Source organism: Streptomyces sp. NBC_01275 (assembly GCF_026340655.1).
In the GTDB taxonomy this organism is placed as follows: Bacteria; Actinomycetota; Actinomycetes; order Streptomycetales; family Streptomycetaceae; genus Streptomyces.
The window spans coordinates 8,974,796-8,995,210 of the sequence record NZ_JAPEOZ010000001.1 but is presented as its reverse complement, the minus strand read 5'-3'; the positions used below and the strand labels follow the sequence as shown (position 1 = coordinate 8,995,210).

The window sequence follows — 20,415 nt, the reverse complement described above, 5'->3', positions numbered from 1 at the left end:
GCCAGGACGGAGGACCGCTGCCGGGTGCATTTCGACAGCACGGAGAGAGCCAACATGCCCCTCAAAGGCGAGTACCAGCCGAGCAAGGCGCATTTTGTACGTGACCAGGTGGAGCTGTACGAAAGCTCCGGCGGTACGCAGGGAACGACGCTGAGTGTCCTGGTCGCACGGGAGGAAGACGAGAGGCTCCGGGACCTGCCCGTCGTCATCCTGACCACCCTGGGCGCGAAGAGCGGCAAGATCCGCAAGACCCCGGTCATGCGGGTGGAGCACGACGGCGTCTACGCCGTGGTCGCCTCCATGGCAGGAGCCCCCAAGCACCCGGTCTGGTACCACAACGCGGTGGCCGACCCCCGGGTCGAGCTTCAGGACGGCCCGGTGCGCCAGGACATGCTGGCACGCGAGGTGACCGGGGACGAGAAGGCCCTGTGGTGGGCCCGAGCCGTCGAAGCGTTCCCCGACTACGCCGAGTACCAGAAGAACACGGACCGTGAGATCCCGGTCCTAGTTCTGGAGCCGGCGGCCCACGAGCACTGACCCGGCGCAGCCGGTTCAGCCCGCGGACCCACCGCAGCCTGGCCCTGGCAACACCAGCGTCGGACCACCCCACCTGGCAGCAGCCAGCTCGAATCCCCCATGGTCGGCCCGCCTGACTGCCTGGACGAAGCACATCACAGACGACCGCGGCATCGATGTCCTCGGCAGCCTGACCTACGACGACACCCACGCCTGAGCACCATGCCCGGCCGAGGCCGGAAGCCGCCGGGTGCACCTACGGCGCTGACCCGCTACCCGGCAACGGCGCCCGCGCCGACAGCGTGCGGACCACCGAAGCACGGTCCGCCAGCTGGTGGCGCACCCCATTGATCAGACCGGCCTGACGGCCGTCACGAAAAGGAGTACCTGATGAAGCACGTATCACTGGGCGGGCTCGATGTCTCCCGCATCGGACTGGGAGCCATGACCATGGCCGGCGTCTACACCACGGGTGCGGGGCTCGACGACGCCGAGTCGATCCGCACCATCCACCGTGCGCTGGACCTCGGGGTCACCCACATCGACACCGCCGAGATCTACGGCCCCTTCCACAGCGAGGAAATCGTCGGCAAGGCCGTCAAGGGCCGCCGGGACGACGTCGTCGTGGCGACGAAGTTCGGTCTCGTCTCCCACGCCGGCAACGGCCCCGGCGTCATCGACAGCAGCGCCGGCAACGTGAAGGCCGCGGTCGAAGGCTCGCTCCTGCGGCTCGGCACCGATCACATCGACCTCTACTACCAGCACCGCGTCGACCCGAACACGCCCATCGAGGAGACCATCGGCGCGCTGGCCGAGCTGGTCGCCGAAGGCAAGGTGCGCCACATCGGCCTCTCGGAAGCCGGACCCGAGACGATCCGCCGGGCGCACGCCGTGCATCCGGTGGCCGCGCTGCAGACCGAATACTCCCTGTGGACCCGCGACGCCGAGGCCGAGATCCTCCCGCTGCTGCGCGAGCTCGGTATCGGATTCGTGCCCTACTCGCCGCTCGGCCACGGCTTGCTGACCGGGCAGATCCGCACCGTCGACGACTTCGCCGACGACGACTGGCGCAAGACCAACCCGCGCTTCACCGGCGAGAACTTCCAGCGCAACCTGCGCATCGTCGACGAAGTGCAGGCCATCGGCGCAGAGATCGGCGCCACCCCGGCCCAGACCGCGCTGGCCTGGCTGCTGACCCGCGGCGACGACATCGCCCCCATCCCCGGAACCCGGCGGGTCGCACGCGTCGAAGAGAACACCGCCGCCGACGCCATCGAACTCAGCGCCGCTCAGCTCGACCGCCTGAACAACCTCACACCGGCCGCGGGCGAGCGCCACGACGAGGCGAACATGGCCACCATCGACCGTTGATCTGACGCCCCGTCGGCGTACTGGCCCGTCGCACCCGACCAACCCGCATCCGTTCGCCCATTTCACTGATCACTGAAGAGGCTTTCTCATCATGTCCAAGGTTCTCCTTGTCGTAGGCCACCCCGACCTGTCCCAGTCGAAGGCCAACAAATCTCTGGTGGACGCCGTCCGCGAGCTGGCCCATGTCACCGTGCACGACCTCTACGCCGCCTACCCCGACTTCCAGATCGACGTCGACGCCGAGCAGGCGCTGCTGGCCGAACACGACGTGATCGTCTTCCAGCACCCGGTGTTCTGGTACAACACCACCCCTCTGCTCAAGCAGTGGCAGGACAAGGTCTTCACCCTCGGCTGGGCCTTCACCATGGACGGCTCTCCCTCCAAGCTGGCCGGCAAGAAGGCCATCGTCGCCGTCACCGCCGGCGTCCCCGCCGAGCACTACACCCCCGACGGCGCGAACAAGACCACCCTTGAGGCGCTCCTCAGCAACTGGCACGCAACCCTGCGGCTGTGCCAGTTCGACATCCAGCCGATGGTCAAGCTGTACGGCACCGCCTTCGGCCTCTCCGACGAGGACCTGTCCACCGCCGCCAAGCAGTACAACGAACTGCTCGCCTCCTTCGCCGCCTGACCGCGCTCTCGCGACAACAGCCGCCCTCGCTGATCGCAGCGCAGCGGTGACAGCCCTGCCAGTCTCCGGTCACTCTTCGCCGGATCAGCGCCAAGCGACTGGAGACTGGTAGGACCACCCGCGCCGCGGAGATCTACGAGGAACTTGCGGCTCGCTGGTCGGCCGCTCGCGAAGGATCTCGAAGTCGTGCTTCCAGCGAAAGCAGCATCAAGGCCCTGCTTAGCGAAGAACAGCCCCTCATAAACGGTCCTTTGCACGAGCAAGATCAATACTGGGCCGCCGGACCCCCGTCGATCCCGGATTCGTTCTCAAAACGCGTTCTCACCCAAAAGCGGGACGGACCCTTCTGAGACTTGCATTGTGCGAAAATCCGGGCCCATGACGGCCCCTCAGCAGCCCTCCGCGTCCGACCGGTCGGACGCGGACGACGTCGAACAGCACGCCTGTCCGAAGTGTGATGCTCAGCCCGGCTCGCCGTGCCGCTCGCGCGGCGGCGCGGTCGCCTCCGCCTACCACACCCGCCGCCTCACCCAGGCGCCCCGGCTGAAGAAGGCGCTGCGCGTGCCGACTCCGGCCGACCGCGGACCGGGCCGGCCGTGGCGGCCGGGCACCCCGCCGCCGGCGCCGATCGACCCGGACCTGCCGAGCGCGGACATCCGCATCGGCTACGCCCGCTGCTCGACCCTCGGGCAGGAACTCGACTCCCAGCTCGACGCGCTCAGCAAGCACGGCATCCCGAGGGACAAGATCTTCAGCGAGAAGATCGGCACCCGCGTCCGGGTCCGCCCCCGATTCGAGGAGGCGCTCCGCACGGCTCGGGAGGTCAAGGCGCACGCCCCGCACTGCCGCGTCATCTTCACCGTGTACGAGATGAAGCGGCTCGGCCGCGACGCCGCCGAGCTGACCGCGCTCGCCGACCATCTCACCGCCCACGGCCTGGCCCTGGAGATGCTCGCCGGGCCCCTGCCCGGCGTCTACGACCCCACCGGGCCGGGCAAGCTGCTGTTCGCGTTCTTCGCGGCGATGGCGGAGACGGAGCGGGAGAACATCCGGGAGGCGACGCTGGAGGGGCTCGACACTGCGGCCCGCAAGGGCAAGCACGGCGGCCGGCCGCCGGTCATCACCGACGACATGCTCCACACCGTGCTGCACCGGAGGGCGAACGGCGAGTCCGTCGAGCAGATCCAGCCCGACCTGATCATCCCCACCGGCAAGCGCAAGGGCCAGAACCCCTCCGTCGCGAGCATCTACCGGGCGCTCGCCGAGCACGCCAAGCGCAAGGCGTACCCGCAGGCGGTCGAGCAGGCACACGCCGACTTCGCCGCCCTTCAGGCCGACCAAGTCCCCGACCCCACCTCGCTGTCCCTGACCGAGCGTCACTCTGATTACAGAGAGCTACTCGTCACTTCGCCGTAGCTTCGGGAGAACAGGGCCGTGATCCCCGTGGGTTCGCGAAAACTGAAGGTAGTTCATCGGGAACCTGAGGGGCCGATGCCGCCATTTTCAGCGATAGACCCCTGGGTTCATGGGGAACACGTTGGGTCGGCTTCGACAGGCCTGTGTGTGGAGTGCGCGGAGCAGAGGACGGCCAGTGGAGAAAACCGATCGACAGACGAGTGCACGAGGCACTGTGATGGCTCCGACTGCCCGCCGCATGGAGCGGGCCCACCTCAGGAGTTGCTCTTGGCAGCCGGGAGAGCCGCGGACCCCCGCCCCGCGATCGATGCCGCACTGGCCAGGCACCTGGTCGATACGCAGTTCCCGCAGTGGGCCGAGCTGCCTCTCAAACGGCTCGACCCGGCCGGTTCGGACCATGTGATCTACCGGCTGGGCGAGGACCTGTCCGTCCGGCTGCCCCGCCATGCGGGTGCCATCAGACAGGCCATGAAGGAGTCCGAGTGGCTTCCCAGGCTCGCCCCGCACCTGCCGTTGGCCATCCCGGTACCGGCGGGGGTGGGTGAGCCCGACTTCGGCTATCCGTGGCCGTGGGCGGTGTCCCGCTGGCTGGACGGCGATGTGGCGACTGCTGAGGCACTGGCTGACTCGTCCCGGGCTGCCGTCCAACTGGCGGAGTTCCTCACCGCTCTTCAGGCGTTTATTCCCGAGGACTTCCCCGTCGAGGACGCTCGCGAGGAGCTCACCGGTCGGCCGCTGACCGACCGGGACCGCGCGACGCGAGCCGCTATCGCGGAGGTCGACGGTGCGTTCGACGCCGCGGCCATGACCGAGCTGTGGGATGCGGCGCTGAGCGCCCCCGGATGGGATGGCCCGCCGGTCTGGTTCCACGGCGACTTCCACACCGGCAACCTGCTGACCGTCGCCGGCCGCCTCAGCGCGGTCATCGACTTCGGCGAGCTCGGCATCGGCGACCCGGCCTGCGACCTGACCATCGCCTTCACCCTGATGTCTGCCGGGAGCCGGGCGGTTTTCCGCGCCACGCTCGGTGTCGACGACGCCACCTGGACCCGGGGCCGCGGCTGGGCCCTGGCCACCGGCCTGAACGCCTACACCTCCTACGCCGCCGTCAATCCCCGGGTCGCCGCGCAGACCACCCGCCAGATCACCGAGGCTTTGATCGGCTGATCAACCGATTCCAGGATGTGCGGGTTCATGGAGAACGCCCTGGGCCCATTTCGGGTTCGGATCCGAGGAGCTTGCGGGCGGAGTCCGCGTAGCGGATGGCGGTCTTCTCGTCGATGCCGAAGACGAGCGCGAGGTGGAGTGGGTCGGCGCCGTGGGTGAGGGCCTCTTCGAGCTGTCTGTCGACGCGGAGCCGTTCGAGAGTGGCGGTGAGGTTGCGGGTGGCCCGGGTGGTCCAGAGCTTGCCGGCCGGGCCGAGTTCGACGGCGGTCTTCTGAGTGATCAGCAGGTGCGGGTTGGCCGTGTTCGGCCAGCGGGTGCGGCGGTGGTCGAGCCAGTCCAGGACAGCACGGCGGGTGAGGTCGTCGAGCGGGCGGACGTGGCCGCCGACGGTGATGCGCCGGTTGCCCAGATCGACGTCGTCCAGCTGCATCGTGCGGATCATCTTCGGCCGTGCCGCGCGGACGGCGGCCAAGGCGATGATGAGCCGGATGTCTGGGGTGGTGGCGGTGGCGATGGCCTCGTCGATGTCCGCCTGGGCAAGGGCTTGGAGGACGCCGCCGGTCTGTCGGGGGACGCGGATACGGACCGTGGGGTTGCGGAAGATCTGGCCGTTCTTCTTCGAGTACCGGAACAGCGACCGCAGGGCGACGATCCGGCTCTCACGCTGTTTGCCGGTGACAGCGTCTCGGGTCGCGATGATGTCCTCCCGGGTGACTTCTCGCAGGTGGTCGTATCGGCTGGACCATTCCAGTAGCACCGGCTGGATCTCACCCAGGTAGGCCCATGCCGTGTGCCGGGAGCGGGGCTCGGACCGCGGGCCACCGTCGAGGAGAGTACGAGCCCAGGCTTCGACGGCGCGGCGGATGCCCGGGGCCATCCCGTCGAGTTTGCGTTCCAGCCACCGGTCGACTGCGGGGGCGCGGTCGTCGGTGAACAGGCCAAGGCGGTCGAGGACTTCGGCGGTCCGCACGACCGGTAGCCCGCGGACACGCAGGGCCGGGAAGAGCTCGGAGTACCGAATCGACTCACCTTCGCGGTAGCCGGACAGCACGATCACCAGCGCTCGGTTCACGTCGCTGGCGATCCAGCGGCTCCAACCGCGGGCCTCTCCCAGTGCCCGGGCGGCCTTCCAGGCCCGGACCAGCCAGGGATTGGCCAGGTCAGCATGCCGCTCCCGGTCGAACCGGCGGAAGTCCCGAGTGGCGGTGAACAGCGTCAGTTGCATCCATTCTGTGATCATGTGAGACGGGTCGGGAAGTGGCGGCTGCCTCAAGACGCGTCGCCCGGCTTTGCCGACCGGCAGCCCTCCGCTTTTGGGCCGCTGCAGATTCGCGAAGAACAGCTGCTGGCAGGTCACCAGCCGTAGGTACGGCTCGATTACCGAAGCCTTGCCACTGGCCTTGATCGCCCAGGTCGCCTGAGCCCCGCAGAGACGGCAGTATCCGTGCTTGTCATCGACCGGGACCTGCCGCCGACAGCCGACGCACTTGCCGACGGCGTGTTGCTGACCGTAGGTATAGCAGCCGCGGCAGAACCGGCCGGGCAGCTGCCCCCAGGCGAAACAGCCTGAGCAGGAGGCTGCCGGCTTGTTCTCGCTGATCTTCCCCATGATGGTGACCAGGTCACATCGGAGGCAGCGAACGGCCGTCGCGACGCTTGGGTACGACGGCCGGAGCCACCACCGAGCCGGCCGTGGCCTCCTGAACGCCAGCTTGCTGACCTGGGCGCCTGACCTTCCCGGGCTCGGGAATCAGCAGATCGCTGATCTCACAGCCGAGCACGACTCAGATCGCGTCGAGGTCCTCCAGCTTGAGAGAGACCGGCTGGCCTGACCACAGGCCCGACATCTTCCCGGCCGAGATCACCAAGCCGTGTTCGGCCAGGCTCCGCTGGAGCTCGGACGCCTTCCAGATCCCCTTGTTCGCGGCGGTCAGCCGCAGGTTCCACTTCATCCCATCAGTCCTCCCAGCCGCTTCGCGGCCCGCTGCTGCCCGGACACCCAGGCGTCCTCGACCCGGGTCTGCTGGACGTGGATGTACCGCATCGTCGTCGCGATCCACGAGTGACCGAGGACCTCTTGGATCCCGAGCAGATCAAGTCCTCCGAGGTAGAGCTCGGACGCGCAGAAGTGCCGCAGGACGTGCGGCGTGAGCGTGTCGGCCCAGGCAGGCAGATGGGCCTTCGCCGCGGCAGCCAGGCCGTTGCGCAAGGCGTCGTCGCCGACGCGGCGCGAGGTACCATCGGCGTCCTTACGCTCGGACGGGAACAGCGGGGCACCCGCTCGGGTGTGGTCGTCGTCGAACTGGCCCCAGACGTCCTCGATGAACCACCGCAGCGTGCGGTCGGCACCGTTGATCAGTGGCACCATCCGCTCACGCGGACCCGAGCCGCGGGCGCCCTTGCCGTGGCGCACGTGAAGCTTGCCGAAGCGGCCCAGATCCCACTTGATGTCAGCCAAGTCGAGCTTGCACGCCTCGGTCACCCTGAGTCCGACCTGCGCATCAATTTCGAAGCTGTGTAGTTCCGAGCGGTCGGGGCGAACTTGCGGCAGGTCGCCAGCTCACCGCCCCAGCCGGTGAACAACGTCTTGATCTCCGGCTCGGTCCCACGGATGGTCCCGTCCGCCAGCCCCGCCGAGGCCCGCGCGAGCACGAAGCCAGCGAGCACGTCGGTCTCGAACTGCTCCAGTTCCTCCGCCGAGACCGGACCCCGGAACTCGCGCAGGTCATGTACGGCTGCCAGCGCCAACCCGAGCCCCCTCACCTTCACCCCGATCACGGATCAATCGGACGAAGTGAGAACGCTTCAAGAATCCTGAAGTTACGTCACCAGCTTGAAGAGCATCCCAAGGAGGCAGAACACCCTGGCCACGGGGACAAGGACTCAGCGGGACTCAGGAGAACTCACGGGATATCGCACACCCGCCCGGCACGCTGCTTCTTGATCCGCCCCATCGTCGTCCTCCCGCGTCGGCGTCTCTCACCACAACGGCACGAGAGCCGGTGCGGGTACTCCGGCGTCCGGGGGGTCAGCGCGGCACCTTCGATCCGAATGCTACTGGCGGGTTTCCTGTCACCTGGATCGCCACTCGTCAACAGCACCCCACGGACCGGGCCGCCTCGTCATGCCCGGGCTCGGTGTTACGGATGCGTTCCGAACTCTTGACGACGGCCTTATGACTGCGTAGACATGACTCCGTAGACATGACAGCGCAGACATGACTGCGTAGCCAGTCACGGGCGGCTCTGACATCATCGGGCTCGCACATCCGGCCATCGGGAGACACCATGACGCGAGGGACAGCACGGAGCGGCAGCACCTCGGCTCCGCGCAGCGTGGACGTGGCCCGCCTGGCCGGGGTCTCCCAGAAGACGGTTTCAAGAGTCTTCAACGACGAGCAGTACGTCTCCGCCGAGGTCCGCCGACGCGTCCTCGAAGCCTCCGAAGAGCTCGGCTACCGGCGTAACAACGCCGCCCGGGCACTGGCCTCCGGTCGCACCCGCTCCATCGGCGTGGTGACACTGGGCACGGCCTTGTACGGCCCCACCTCCCTGCTCATGGGTGTCGAGCGGGTCGTCCGGGACACGGGCTACGCGCTGCGCGTGGTCAACACGATGGAAGGCGACCCGGCGGGCGTGGCCGGTGCCGTGGACTCGCTCCTCGATCAGGGCGTGGACGGCATCGTCATCTCCGAACCGATCGACGAGGACGGTATCGAAGGAGCCGACGGAGACACTTCCCTCCGCATCGACGTTCCGGTCCTCGTCCTCGGCGCGCCACCGCCTGTCTCCGCACCCATCGTGCTGACCGCCGGAGGCGGCGCCGACCTGATGGCCCACACCGCCACCGAGCACCTGCTGGACCTCGGCCATTCGACGGTCCACCACCTGGCCGGTCCACAGCGGTGGTACGCCGCCCGGGACCGCCTCGGGGGATGGCGGGCGACGCTGACCGCCCACGGCAGGGCCGTACCGCCGGCCGTCGAGGGCGACTGGTCAGCCGCGTCCGGATACCGAGCGGGACGCGAACTGGCCGAAGACAGTGACGTCACCGCGGTGTTCGCCGCCAACGACGACATGGCGATCGGCCTGATCCGCGCCCTGACCGAGGCCGGACGACGGGTGCCGGAGGACGTCAGCGTGGTCGGCTTCGACGACATTCCGGTCGCCGCCTATGTGAGTCCTCCCCTCACCACGGTGCGGCAGCCGTTCGACACCGTGGCGCAGGAGGGACTCAAGCGTCTGGTGCATGCCATCGAGAACCCGGGCGCAGATGCTTTACCGCCGAGCGACCCACCGGTCGACCTCGTCATCCGCGCCTCGACCGCGCCACCGCCGAGCCGGACGACCCCGGCTCATGGCCGGCGTACCGCCTCCCGTTCCCTCGGGGGCCCGGCCCGTCCGCCGCTCCCGAACGGAGGCCCGTCCTCCCCTCACTGAACAACACCCGTCAGCCCGGACAGCAAGACCTGAAGGCCGGCGCGTGACCCCAGGGACGAGCCACTTGTCCCGGTCACGTGCCGCCCCTCCGGGCACCCCTGCCATGCGATCGACGCAGGGCCGCCCCTGAGACCCAGCAGGCGCCGGAGTCACGTTTCCACACTGTCTCTGCCTCTGCTCCACCCCCTTCTTCCTCGGCCGCGACAGCCACCTCCGCACACGGAACGCTCGCCGGCCCGGGGCCATGAGGACACGCACCCGACCCGTCGGCGTTCGAGCCCCGGTCGATGCGTCCGCGCCTCTCCTCCACCACGCCTCCGCACGCCCTTGCAGGCGTGCCGTCATCTTCGCCACCGGCGGGAGTTCACCATGCTCAGAAACACGTCCACACCGATGTCCGGCCGCCCCTCCTCCCCCTCCCTCTCCTCGATGAGCCGTCGGCTGTTCCTCACCACGACGGGCGCCGTGTCGCTCGGCGTCACCCTCGCCGCGTGCGGCGGCAGCGACTCCGGCGGGTCGCCCGCATCCTCCAAGCAGGTCAGCCAGGCCGACATCGACAAGGCGATGAAGACGCCGACCGAGCTGACGTTCTGGACCTGGGTCCCGAACATCGACAAGGAGGTCGCGCTCTTCGAGGCGAAGTACCCGGCCGTCAAGGTCAAGGTCGTCAACGCTGGCCAGGGCACCCCCCAGTACACCAAGCTGCGCACGGCGTTGAAGGCCGGCAGCGGCGCCCCGGACATGGTGCAGATCGAGTACCAGGCCATCCCCACCTTCACGATCACCAACAGCCTGCTCGACCTGCGCCCTTACGGCGCCTCCGCGCTCAAGGACAAGTTCGTCGACTGGACGTGGCAACAGGTCGGCGGCAGCAACGGCGAGGTCTGGGCCATCCCCCAGGACACCGGACCGCTCGGCATGCTGTACCGCAAGGACATCTTCGACAAGCACGGCATCCAGGTCCCCACGACCTGGGACGAGTTCGCCGCCGCGGCCCGCAAGCTGCACAAGGCCGACCCCGACGTCTACCTGACCAACCTCGCGTCCAGCCAGGTCGCCGCCTGGCACGGCCTGCTGTGGCAGGCGGGCGCCAAGCCGTACGTGATGTCCGGCAAGAGCGACATCACCATCGGCGTCGACGACGCCGTCTCCAGGAAGCTCGGCGCGTACTGGGGCGGCCTGGCGCAGGAAGGGGTCGTCAGCACCGACCCGGACTTCACCGACGGCTGGTACGCCGGGTTCAACAAGGGCAAGTACGCCACCTGGATCACCGCGGCCTGGGGACCGGCCTTCCTCTCCGGCTCCGCCAAGGCCACCGCGGGCAAGTGGCGAGCCGCCCCCCTCCCGCAGTGGGACGCGTCGAAGCCGAGCTCGGGCAACTGGGGCGGCTCGACCACCGCCGTCATCCGCTCGACCAAGAACCCCATCGCGGCGGCGATGTTCGCGCAGTTCCTCAACAGCGACCCGGCCAGCGCGAAGATGTTCGCGACCGAGCAGTTCTTCTTCCCGGCGACCAAGGCCCTGCTCGCGGACGCCACGTTCACCGGGGACGCGCCCGCCTTCTACGGCGGCCAGAAGGTCAACCAGGTCTTCGCCGACATCAGCTCCACCGTCAACTCCTCTTTCCAGTGGCCCCCGTTCCTCGACCAGGCGGCGACCGACTGGACCGAGACCGTCGGCAAGTCCCTCGCCGACAAGACCGACACCGTCCGCGCGCTCGGCGCCTGGCAGTCGCGGCTCACCTCGTACGCCAAGAACCAGGGCTTCACCGTCAAGACGCCGTGACGGCCCGGGTCCCGTGCGGCGGCGCGGGACCCGCCCCCCACCCACCGGCACAGTCCCCTCTCAGAAAGGCCCGATGATGACTGCCACGACCGCGGCCTCCCCCAAAGGCAGGCGACGAGACGGGCCGACACGTCTCCGGCTCGGTGGCGCGCGTCGTCACCGGGCGGCAGGACCGCTGTTCGTCGCACCGTTCATGGTGCTGTTCCTTCTCCTCTTCCTCGCCCCGCTCGGCTACGCCGCCTACCTCAGCCTCTTCCAGGAACGCCTCATCGGCGGCACCGCGTTCGTCGGGCTCGACAACTACGCCCAGGCCCTCGGCGATCCGCAGTTCCTGCACGGCATCGGACGCGTCGCCCTGTTCTTCGTGATCCAGGTCCCCGTGATGCTGGTACTGGCCCTGGCGTTCGCACTCGCGCTCGACAGCGGCCTCCTGCGGCTCGCCCGGGTGATCCGGCTGGGCATCTTCGTCCCGTACGCCGTGCCCAGCGTGGTCGCCGCGCTCATGTGGGGCTACCTGTACGGCCCCGACTTCGGCCCGTTCGCCCAGCTCAGCAGGAAACTGGACCTACCGGTCCCCCACTTCCTCAGCGACGGCTGGATGCTCGGCAGCCTGGCGAACATCGTGACCTGGGAGTTCGTCGGCTACAACATGATCATCCTGTACGCCGCGCTGCGCACCATCCCCGAGGAGCTGTACGAGGCGGCCTCCATGGACGGGGCCGGCGCCTGGCGCGTCGCCTGGTCCATCAAGCTCCCCGCGCTCCGGCCGGCGCTGATGCTCACCCTGCTGTTCTCGGTGATCGGCAGCTTCCAGCTGTTCAACGAGCCGAAGCTGTTGATGAGCATCGCCCCGGACGTGATCAGCAGCTCCTACACCGCCAACCTCTACTCCTACACGCTCGCCTTCACCGGCCAGCAGCTCAACTACGCGGCCACGGTGTCCTTCCTCCTCGGCCTCGTCATCGTGTTCGTCTCCTATGCCGTCCTGCTCACCGCGAACCGCCGGAGGACACCGTGACGACCACGCTCCCGACAGCGAAGGCCGCCGTGACGGATCCGCCTCCCGCCACAGCGGCTCGGCGACGGTCCGCCGCCCACCGCCGCAGCACCCCGCTGACCATCGCCATGCTGGCCGTCCTGGCGTACTTCCTGCTGCCCCTGTTCTGGCTGCTGGTCGCCTCGACCAAGAGCACCCAGGACCTCTTCAACAGCTTCGGCCTGTGGTTCTCGCACGCCCCGCAGCTGCTGACGAACGTCAAGGAGACCTTCGCCCAGGACGACGGGGTCTTCGTGCACTGGCTGCTCAACACGGTCGTGTACGCCGGAGTCAGCGCGGTCGGTGCCGCTCTGCTCGCGGCCGCCGGCGGGTACGGCTTCGCGAAGTTCCGCTTCCGCGGCGACCGGTTCGGCTTCAACCTGGTGCTCGGCGCCGTCATGGTCCCGGCCACCGCCCTGGCGATCCCGACCTACCTGCTCTTCGCGAAGGCCGGCCTGGTCAACACCCCTTGGGCGGTCATCCTGCCCTCCCTCGTCAACCCCTTCGGCCTCTACCTCATGCGCGTCTACGCCGAGGACGCCGTCCCGGACAGCATTCTTGAGGCCGCCCGCATCGACGGGGCGGGCGAGGCCAGGATCTTCTTCCGGATCGTGCTGCGGCTGCTCGCGCCGGGCCTGGTGACGGTCCTGCTGTTCACCCTGGTGGCGACCTGGAACAACTACTTCCTGCCGCTGATCATGCTCAACGACCCCGATCTGTACCCCGTGACGGTCGGCCTCTCCTCCTGGGCCGCGCAGGCACAGAACGGCGGAGCCGGCGCCAGCAGCGACATGCTCGCGCTCGTCGTCACCGGCTCTCTTGTCTCGATCCTTCCCCTGGTCGTGGCCTTCCTCCTGCTGCAGCGCTACTGGCAGAGCGGCCTCGCCGCCGGCGGCGTCAAGCAGTAGGGCACGCAGCCCTCGTACCACTCCCTGTCTCTTCGGAGGTTCCCCTCATGGCGGCTCTGCCTGCCCGCGTCCTGTTCGGCGCCGCGTATTACCACGAGTACCAGCCTTACGAACGGCCTGACGAACGCCTCAAGACCGACCTCGACCTGATGGCCGACGCCCATGTCACGGTCATCCGGGTCGGCGAGTCGGTGTGGTCGACCTGGGAGCCGGAGAACGGGCGGTTCGACCTCGACTGGCTCCAGCCGGTGCTGGACGGCGCCCACGAGCGCGGCATCTCCGTCGTCCTCGGCACCCCGACCTATGCCGTCCCGCCGTGGCTGGCCCGCCAGTACCCGGAGATCACCGGCGAGCGGCGCACCGGTGAGCGCATCGGCTGGGGCGCCCGGCAGGAGGTCGACTTCACCCACCCCGCGTTCCGGTTCCACGCCGAGCGGGTCATCCGCAAGGTCGTCGCCCGGTACGCCGACCACCCGGCGGTCATCGGCTTCCAGGTCGACAACGAACCGGGCCTGGAGCTCTTCCACAACCACGGCGTCTTCCAGCGCTTCACCGACCACCTGCGCGCCAAGTACGGCGACGTCGAGACCCTCAACCGCGAATGGGGCCTGGTCTACTGGTCCCACCGCCTCTCCACCTGGGCCGACCTGTGGACTCCGGACGGCAACGCACAGCCGCAGTACGACGTCGCCTGGCGGGCGTTCCAGGCCGACCAGTGCACCGAGTTCATCGGCTGGCAGGCCGACATCGTCCGCGAGTACGCCCACCCCGAGCAGTTCGTCACCACCTGCATCTCCTACAAGCGGCCGGCGGTGGAGGACGACGAACTGACCGACCGGCTCGACATCGCCACGGGCAACGCGTACTACGGCATGCAGGACGATCTGCTGCTGCCCGACCCCACGCCCGACGACCACGAGCAGAAGTGGCAGACCACCGGCGTGTGGGCGCTGTACCAGACCGCCGACTGGATGTTCTCCTCCCGCCAGGAGCCGTTCCTCGTCACCGAGACCAACGCCGGCTCCATCGGCATGCCGTGGGACAACCGCCCCGCCTACGACGGACAGTGGCGCCAGGCCGCCTGGGCGCTCGTCGGCCGTGGGGCCCGCATGATCGAGTACTGGCACTGGCACACCCTGCACTTCGGTGCGGAGACCTACTGGGGCGGCATCCTGCCCCACACCGGACAGCCTGGTCGCACCTACGCCGAACTCGCCCGCTTGGGCGCGGAGTTCGAGGCCGCCGGCCCGCTGGTGGCCGGGCTCGAGCCGGACGCCGACATCACGATGGTCTACTCGACGCCGAGCAAGTGGCTCATGAAGAAGTACCCGCCGCTCTCGACCCCTGACGGCGAGCCCGACCCGGAGGCCTACCACCGCATCTTCGACCCCTTCTACCGTGGCGCGTTCGACGCCGGCCGCCAGGTCCGCATCGTCCACGCCCGCCAGCTGCACGACCCCCGCGGCGAACGGGAGGGCCTGACCCCGCAGGAGGCCGCCCGCCGTCACCCCGTCCTCGTCGTCCCGGGGCTGTACATCGCCGCCGACTCGACGCTCGACTGGTTCGCGGCCTACGCCGAGGCCGGCGGCCACCTGGTCCTCGGCCCGCGCACCGGCTACGCCGACCACGAGGCCCGCGCTCGCGCCGAGCGGGCCCCCGGGCGTCTCACCGAGGCCGCGGGCGTCAGCTACGACGAGTTCAGCAACCTCCTCCAGGACGTCCACCTCCGCGCCGCGCCCGACAGCCCGCTGACGCTTCCCGAGAACGCGACGGCGACCCAGTGGGCCGACGGCCTGACCGTCGACGACGCCGACGTGCTCGCCGCCTACGACCACCCCCACTTCGGCCGCTGGCCCGCCGTCACCACCCGCCGCCACGGTGCCGGCCGCGTCACCACCGTCGGCACCGTCCCGGGCCGCGGCCTCGCCCGGGCACTGGCCGCCTGGATGGCGCCGGCCTCCCGCAACGAGTGGCGGGACCTCCCGGAATCCGTCACCGCCACGACCGGCACGTCGCCCGACGGCCGCCGGGTCCACATCGTCCACAACTGGAGCTGGGAGCCGAAGAGCGTCCCCGCCCCGGTGGACCTCTCCGACGCCCTGGACAGCGCGTCCGTCCCCGCGGGCACGGCGCTGGACCTCGGCCGGTGGGACGTGCGCGTTCTCGTCGCCACCGACGCCGACAGCGCGCCGGCCCCCGAAGCAGCCGCCAACCGACCCTGATCCATCCCCTGAGGAGGGGCCATGCACAGAAGAAGGCTTGGACGAGCCCTCACCACCTTCGCGGCGACATCCGCGATCCTCGCGATACCCATGGTCAGTGCGCAGGCATACGACCCGACGGGCGGAACCCTCTACCAGCTCGGCGGCGAGCCGTGCCTGAAGGGGCGGGGCAACTGCGCGATCTACCCGAAGTCGGCGGAGCTGCCCAGCGGACGCCTGGTCGCGTCCTTCGAGAAGTCCACGGTCGTGACGGCGACCGGCAGCGCCGACAAGCAGACCCTCCCCGTCTACAAGAGCGACGACCACGGAACGACCTGGCAGTCCCTGTCGGAGGTCAAGGCTCCGGCGTATCTCTCCAGCGACCCCCAGTACGCGAAGTACACCAGCAACTGGACCAACCCCTACCTCTACGTCCTCCCGCAGGACGTCGGGAACCTGAAGCAGGGCACGCTGCTCCTCGCGAGCGTCGTGTCGGGCGACGACTACTACTACAAGGAGCACAAGGCGGCCGACCCGAACTGGACGCCGTCCAACGACGGCGACCGCAAGGACCTCGCGATCGCCCTGTACTCCAGCACCGACGACGGCGCGACCTGGAAGGTCGAGAACGTCGTCGCGACCGGCGGCTGGCAGGGCGGCAGCGCGGGCGCGGTCGGCCAGAACATCGCGGCCGCGAACACGAACCACCAGGTGGACCCCATCTGGGAGCCGTACCTGATGGTCTACAAGGGCAAGCTCGTCTGCTACTACTCCGACGAGAACGACTACACCGGCTTCAACGCGACCACCGGCGTCCCCACCCTGGACCCCGCCAACGACACCGCCACGGACTCGCAGGGCCAGATCCTCGCCCACAAGACCTGGGACGGCACCAGTGCCGCGTGGAGCGCCCCCGTCGTGGACGTCGCGGGACTGACCCAGACCATGGGCGGCGGCAAGACGGAGATCGGCGGCGGACGGCCGGGCATGGCGAACGTCGTCCGCACGACGGACGGCAAGTGGCTGCTGACCTTCGAGTACTGGGGCGGCGGAGCCAACACCCGATACGTGCTCGCCGACGACCCGCTGAAGTTCTACCTCGGCTCCGCCACGGGCACGGGCGTCACCTCACTGCCGCTCGACACCGGCTCCCACGCCCTCACCACGAACGGCAGCCCGGTCCTCATCAGGCTTCCCGGCGGGCGCCTGGTCTACAACGCGGCCGGCAGCGGCAACGTCTGGGTCAACGACAGCGGACGCAGCGACGGCACGTGGAAGGAGTACCAGACGACCTCGGCCGCCGGATACAGCCGCAACCTGCAGTACGTCGCGGCCACCGGCCGCATCTCGATCCTCAACAACCAGGGCACATCGACGCTCAAGTTCGCCGAGGTCGACCTCGGCCACACCGACGGCGCCTACTACCAGCTGGTCAACCGCAAGACCGACCAGGTGATCGGCACCGGGAACAAGACCAACGACGCCAACATCGGCAACGCGGACGTGCCCGACGTCCGGCTCGAGGCCCCCGGGTCGGCGGCGAACGCGGACACCCAGTACTGGCACGTGACGAGCGAGCCGAACGGCGGCGTGAGCCTGCTCAACAAGTCGGGCGGACGCGCGGCGGCGATCTGGACGGGCAACGCGACGGCCGGCCAGAAGATCGGCCAGTGGGTCGACAACAGCGCCACCGGCAGCTGGAACCTCGTCAAGACCAGCGACGGCTTCTACAAGCTCCAGTCCGTCAAGAACACCAGCCTGTACCTGACCGGCGCGACCGCCGGGGCACAGCTGACCCTGCAGACCGCGCTCACGGACGGCTCACAGGACTGGGAGCTCGTCCAGTAGGACCCCATCCGACCTAAGGGCCAGGGATCTGGGCCTGGGATCTGGGCCTGGTCTCCTTCGACCAGGCCCAGAAGAGCAGCGCGACCCTGCCACTCGTCAACCGAACAGCCGATACAACCGCATCCCCCATCTTGTATTCGTCATCTCGAATGCCAGGCCGATATCCCGGACATTGCCTCCGCGGTAGGCCGGCCTTGGGGGCCAACGAAACAGCCAGTATCGGTGAGAACGATCATGGTCGGTTAGCTCACCGGCTATCCAGCGGCTGCGGGCACGGTCACGCGGTCGCGTCCTGCTCGGCTTCGGCGAAGGCCCGGTACAGCGAGGCGACCGACGGCGTCTTGCCCGCGTTCCTGCCGGTCTTGATGGTGAGCTTGCCCGCGATCTCGGGTACGGAGACGCCCTTGTCCTTCAAGGCGAGGGCGAAGGTGAGCATGTCGTCGTCGATGACCTTGGGCCGTCCTCCGCGGTTGCCCTTCTTCGCGGCCGAGACCTGGCCCTCCAGGGTCTTCTCCCGGATGTAGTTGCGTTCGATCTGCCCGGCGACGGCGAGCACGGCGAAGAACATGGCGCCCATGCCGTTGGGGTCGTAGATGCCGGGCAGCAGGCCGGTGAGGAGTTCGAGCTGGATGTCGTCGGCCTGGAGCTCGGTGGACAGTGTCATGAGCTCGGCGGCGTTGCGGGCCAGGCGCTTGAGCTCGTGGACGGTGAAGATGACCGGGGTGTCCGGGGCAGCCTCCTTGAACTGGCGGGCCAGTTTGAGCGCGTCCTCCAGCTCGGGCCGCACCTTGATCCGGGTGCTGATCTGCTCCTGGAACACCTTGTGGCAGTCGGCCGCGTGGAGGGCTTCGAGCTGGCTCGCCAGCTCCTGGCGGGCCGTCGACGTCCTGGCGTACCCGATGCGGATCGGCTTGCTGCTGCGCTGGGCGGGCAGCGCGGCGGGGGCCGGTCCCTGTTGAACGGCGACCTGCGGAAACAGGGTCGCTCTGGTCGCTGTCGAGACTCGCAGAGATGGTCATTTATGCGAGCGGCACCTTGGAAGGCTTGGAGCCGTCCGGGACCCGGTTGACGATCGACTTCGCGTGGACCTCGTGGAAGGTAATGCCGAGGAACTCCGGGGTGTCGAAGGTCGGGGTACGCACTGTGCCGGGGGGCGAAGAGTGCGGCGGGCCCGGCGGCGTCGGTGAGGTTGTTCCAGCGCACGAAGTCTGCTCAGCGGGCTTGGGGTTCGGGTTCCGGGGCGAGAGGGCCGGGCTGGGGTGCACGGATGGCTGGCGCGGTTTCCGGGAGGCGGCGCAGGACGGGCAGGACGGCCAGGGCAGTGGCGGCGACCAGGGCGCCGGGGATCAGGGCCCAGCCGGTGGAGTCGACCAGGGCCTGGGAGGCGTAAGGGGTGAGTCCGCCGAAGAGGGCGGTAGCAGCGGTGGCGCCGAGCGCGAGGCCGCTGAGGCGCTGGGCGACGGGGAACTGTTCGGCGATCGCGGAGGCCGCGACCGCGCCGATGCCGCCTGCCACGCAGGCCAGGACGACCGCGCCGGTCAGTGCGGCGGCGAAGCTGCCCTGGGTCATCAGGCCGAACATGGCCGGCGGCAGGATCACCGCCAGGGCACCGAAGAGCGTGAGTGCGGGGCGGCGGCCGACCCGGTCGGACAGGGCGCCCGCGAACGGCGTGACGACGATGACGACGAGGGCCGCGATGGTCGACAGCCACAGGGCGTCGGACTCGCTGAAGCCGCTGACCGCGCCGAGGTAGGTGGGGACGTAGCTGATGCCGACGTAGTACGTCACCGAGCCGAGCGCCGAGATCGCGAACGTCCGGTAGAGCGCGGGGCGCTGGGTGCGCACCGTGGTCATCAGTGGGCCCGCGCCCTTGGTGTCGGGCGGGGGCTGCTGCTCGAAGGCGGGAGATTCACGCATGGTGGAGCGGGCGATCAGCACCGTGGTGGCGAGCAGCGTGCCGAACAGGAAGGGGATGCGCCACCCCCACGCGTCCAGGGTGGGACCGGGGACGAGGGTGACGGTGAGGGCAGCGACGCCGGCGGCGAGCAGCGCGCCGATCTCGCTGGCGGCGGAGGCCAGCGAGGCGACCAGGCCGCGCCGGTGGGGTGGGGCACCTTCGACCAGGTAGGCGGTGACGCCGGTGTATTCGCCGCCGACGGCGAAGCCCATGACGCAGCGCAGCAGCAACAGCAGCGCCCCGGCGGCGGAGCCGATCTGGTCGTGGGTCGGGAGCAGGGCGGTGGCCAGCATCGCGGCGGTCATGACTGCCATCGAGCCGAGCAGCACCTTGCGGCGCCCGAGCCGGTCCCCGATGTGGCCGAAGGCCATCGCGCCGAGCGGGCGCATCAGGTAGGCGACGGCGAAGACCGCCAGGGTGATCAGGAGCGAGGTGGAGCCGGTACCGAAGAACACCCGGGACAGCACGGTGGTCATGTACAGGTACAGCGTGAAGTCGTACCACTCCACGATGGTGGACAGGGCCGCCACCAGAATGGAGGACCGGGGCAGGACGGCTATCGCCTGAGCGGGCGGGGAGGGTGCGAGGGATTCCATGATGTGCCTTGCGGGAGGGCGGCAGCGCGGACCTGGACGGTTGCGCGGGAGGAGGAGGCGACTGTCTGCCTCACGGCGCCGGTACGGCGCCGATCTGCTGCATGAGGCCGAGGAGATCGGGCTGACCCCGCTCTTTGACGATGCGTCCATCGGCCAGGTAGTAGAAGTTCATGGCCTGGACCGCGATCTTTTTGCCGGTGGCAGGGATGCCGAAGAACTCGCCTTCGTGAGTGCCGCGCATGGTGAACCGTGCGGCCACCGTGCTGCCTTCGGCGATGCTCTCCTCCAGCGTCCACCGGACGTCGGGGAATGCGCTGCGCATCATCGCGATGATTTCCAGGTAGCCCTCAGGACCCCGCAGCGGTTCAGCGTGACTGGGTGCGTGGAACACCGCGTCGGGGTCGATGACCTCCCGGGCAAGGTCCTCGTCGGCTGTGTTGATGAACTCGACGAAGCGCTTCATCACTGATTCAACGGATTCCGGTGACATTTGCCTCTGGCTCTCTGTCTGCGTGGTGGTGTCCGAAGCGAACGGCAGGACCAT

At 69.0% G+C, this 20,415-nt stretch carries 17 protein-coding genes and 2 pseudogenes; 11 read left to right on the top strand and 8 right to left on the bottom strand.

Annotated elements, in window-relative coordinates:
* Nucleotides 1–54 precede the first annotated feature (54 nt).
* The 5 genes from OG562_RS39555 (at nt 55) to OG562_RS39535 (ending at nt 5,101) form a co-directional block, all read left to right on the top strand.
* Nucleotides 55–537 carry a nitroreductase family deazaflavin-dependent oxidoreductase gene (locus OG562_RS39555; RefSeq protein ID WP_266406668.1) on the top strand — a complete coding sequence of 161 codons (483 nt, stop codon included), beginning with the start codon at nt 55–57 and terminating at the stop codon, nt 535–537.
* Between the two features lie 369 nt (nt 538–906).
* Nucleotides 907–1,887: an aldo/keto reductase gene (locus tag OG562_RS39550; protein ID WP_266406666.1), complete on the top strand. Its 981-nt coding sequence runs from the start codon at nt 907–909 to the stop codon at nt 1,885–1,887.
* Between the two features lie 91 nt (nt 1,888–1,978).
* Complete coding sequence (locus OG562_RS39545) at nt 1,979–2,518, top strand: NAD(P)H-dependent oxidoreductase (RefSeq protein ID WP_266406664.1); 540 nt, start codon at nt 1,979–1,981, stop codon at nt 2,516–2,518.
* A 378-nt stretch (nt 2,519–2,896) separates the two neighbouring features.
* Nucleotides 2,897–3,934, top strand: a complete 1,038-nt coding sequence (locus OG562_RS39540; protein WP_266406663.1) for a recombinase family protein — start codon at nt 2,897–2,899, stop codon at nt 3,932–3,934.
* A 267-nt stretch (nt 3,935–4,201) separates the two neighbouring features.
* Nucleotides 4,202–5,101 (top strand): aminoglycoside phosphotransferase family protein, encoded by a 900-nt coding sequence (locus OG562_RS39535; protein ID WP_266406662.1) that lies wholly within the window; start codon nt 4,202–4,204, stop codon nt 5,099–5,101.
* A 25-nt stretch (nt 5,102–5,126) separates the two neighbouring features.
* Here the strand turns inward: OG562_RS39535 and OG562_RS39530 are convergent, their stop codons facing one another.
* From OG562_RS39530 to OG562_RS39515, 4 genes and pseudogenes are all read right to left on the bottom strand, one after another.
* On the bottom strand, nt 5,127–6,326 hold the full coding sequence (locus tag OG562_RS39530) for a hypothetical protein (protein ID WP_266406660.1): 1,200 nt from the start codon (nt 6,324–6,326) through the stop codon (nt 5,127–5,129).
* Between the two features lie 397 nt (nt 6,327–6,723).
* Nucleotides 6,724–7,053 (bottom strand): annotated as a pseudogene (locus OG562_RS39525) (helix-turn-helix domain-containing protein).
* The gene (locus OG562_RS39520; protein ID WP_266406658.1) at nt 7,050–7,559 is read right to left on the bottom strand and encodes a site-specific integrase; all 510 of its coding nucleotides are present in this window, start codon (nt 7,557–7,559) and stop codon (nt 7,050–7,052) included. The pseudogene OG562_RS39525 and the gene OG562_RS39520 overlap by 4 nt, the downstream one beginning before the upstream one ends.
* 20 nt (nt 7,560–7,579) lie before the next feature.
* Nucleotides 7,580–7,879, bottom strand: a complete 300-nt coding sequence (locus OG562_RS39515) for a hypothetical protein (RefSeq protein ID WP_266406656.1) — start codon at nt 7,877–7,879, stop codon at nt 7,580–7,582.
* A 509-nt stretch (nt 7,880–8,388) separates the two neighbouring features.
* Between OG562_RS39515 and OG562_RS39510 the strand changes: the two genes are divergently transcribed.
* The 6 genes from OG562_RS39510 to OG562_RS39485 all read left to right on the top strand — a co-directional run bounded on the left by OG562_RS39510 (nt 8,389) and on the right by OG562_RS39485 (nt 17,318).
* Complete coding sequence (locus OG562_RS39510; RefSeq protein ID WP_266406654.1) at nt 8,389–9,540, top strand: LacI family DNA-binding transcriptional regulator; 1,152 nt, start codon at nt 8,389–8,391, stop codon at nt 9,538–9,540.
* A gap of 393 nt (nt 9,541–9,933) precedes the next feature.
* Entirely contained in the window at nt 9,934–11,325 is a 1,392-nt protein-coding gene (locus tag OG562_RS39505) for an ABC transporter substrate-binding protein (RefSeq protein ID WP_266409776.1), read from the top strand.
* 193 nt (nt 11,326–11,518) lie between these two features.
* Entirely contained in the window at nt 11,519–12,343 is an 825-nt protein-coding gene (locus tag OG562_RS39500; protein WP_266406652.1) for a carbohydrate ABC transporter permease, read from the top strand.
* Nucleotides 12,344–12,372: 29 nt separating this feature from the next.
* Nucleotides 12,373–13,269: a carbohydrate ABC transporter permease gene (locus OG562_RS39495; protein WP_266409774.1), complete on the top strand. Its 897-nt coding sequence runs from the start codon at nt 12,373–12,375 to the stop codon at nt 13,267–13,269.
* Between the two features lie 47 nt (nt 13,270–13,316).
* Entirely contained in the window at nt 13,317–15,491 is a 2,175-nt protein-coding gene (locus tag OG562_RS39490) for a beta-galactosidase (RefSeq protein WP_266406650.1), read from the top strand.
* Between the two features lie 21 nt (nt 15,492–15,512).
* Nucleotides 15,513–17,318, top strand: coding sequence for an RICIN domain-containing protein (locus tag OG562_RS39485; RefSeq protein ID WP_266406648.1), 1,806 nt, complete (start codon nt 15,513–15,515; stop codon nt 17,316–17,318).
* 277 nt (nt 17,319–17,595) lie between these two features.
* Here the strand turns inward: OG562_RS39485 and OG562_RS39480 are convergent, their stop codons facing one another.
* The 4 genes and pseudogenes from OG562_RS39480 to OG562_RS39465 all read right to left on the bottom strand — a co-directional run bounded on the left by OG562_RS39480 (nt 17,596) and on the right by OG562_RS39465 (nt 20,415).
* A complete protein-coding gene (locus OG562_RS39480; protein WP_266409772.1) occupies nt 17,596–18,219 on the bottom strand; it encodes a recombinase family protein in 624 nt (207 codons plus the stop codon).
* Nucleotides 18,220–18,373: 154 nt separating this feature from the next.
* A pseudogene (locus tag OG562_RS39475) lies at nt 18,374–18,521 on the bottom strand (radical SAM protein); the annotation flags it as partial.
* A gap of 9 nt (nt 18,522–18,530) precedes the next feature.
* The gene (locus OG562_RS39470) at nt 18,531–19,871 is read right to left on the bottom strand and encodes an MFS transporter (protein WP_266406646.1); all 1,341 of its coding nucleotides are present in this window, start codon (nt 19,869–19,871) and stop codon (nt 18,531–18,533) included.
* 70 nt (nt 19,872–19,941) lie between these two features.
* Nucleotides 19,942–20,415, bottom strand: a complete 474-nt coding sequence (locus OG562_RS39465; protein WP_266406644.1) for an ester cyclase — start codon at nt 20,413–20,415, stop codon at nt 19,942–19,944.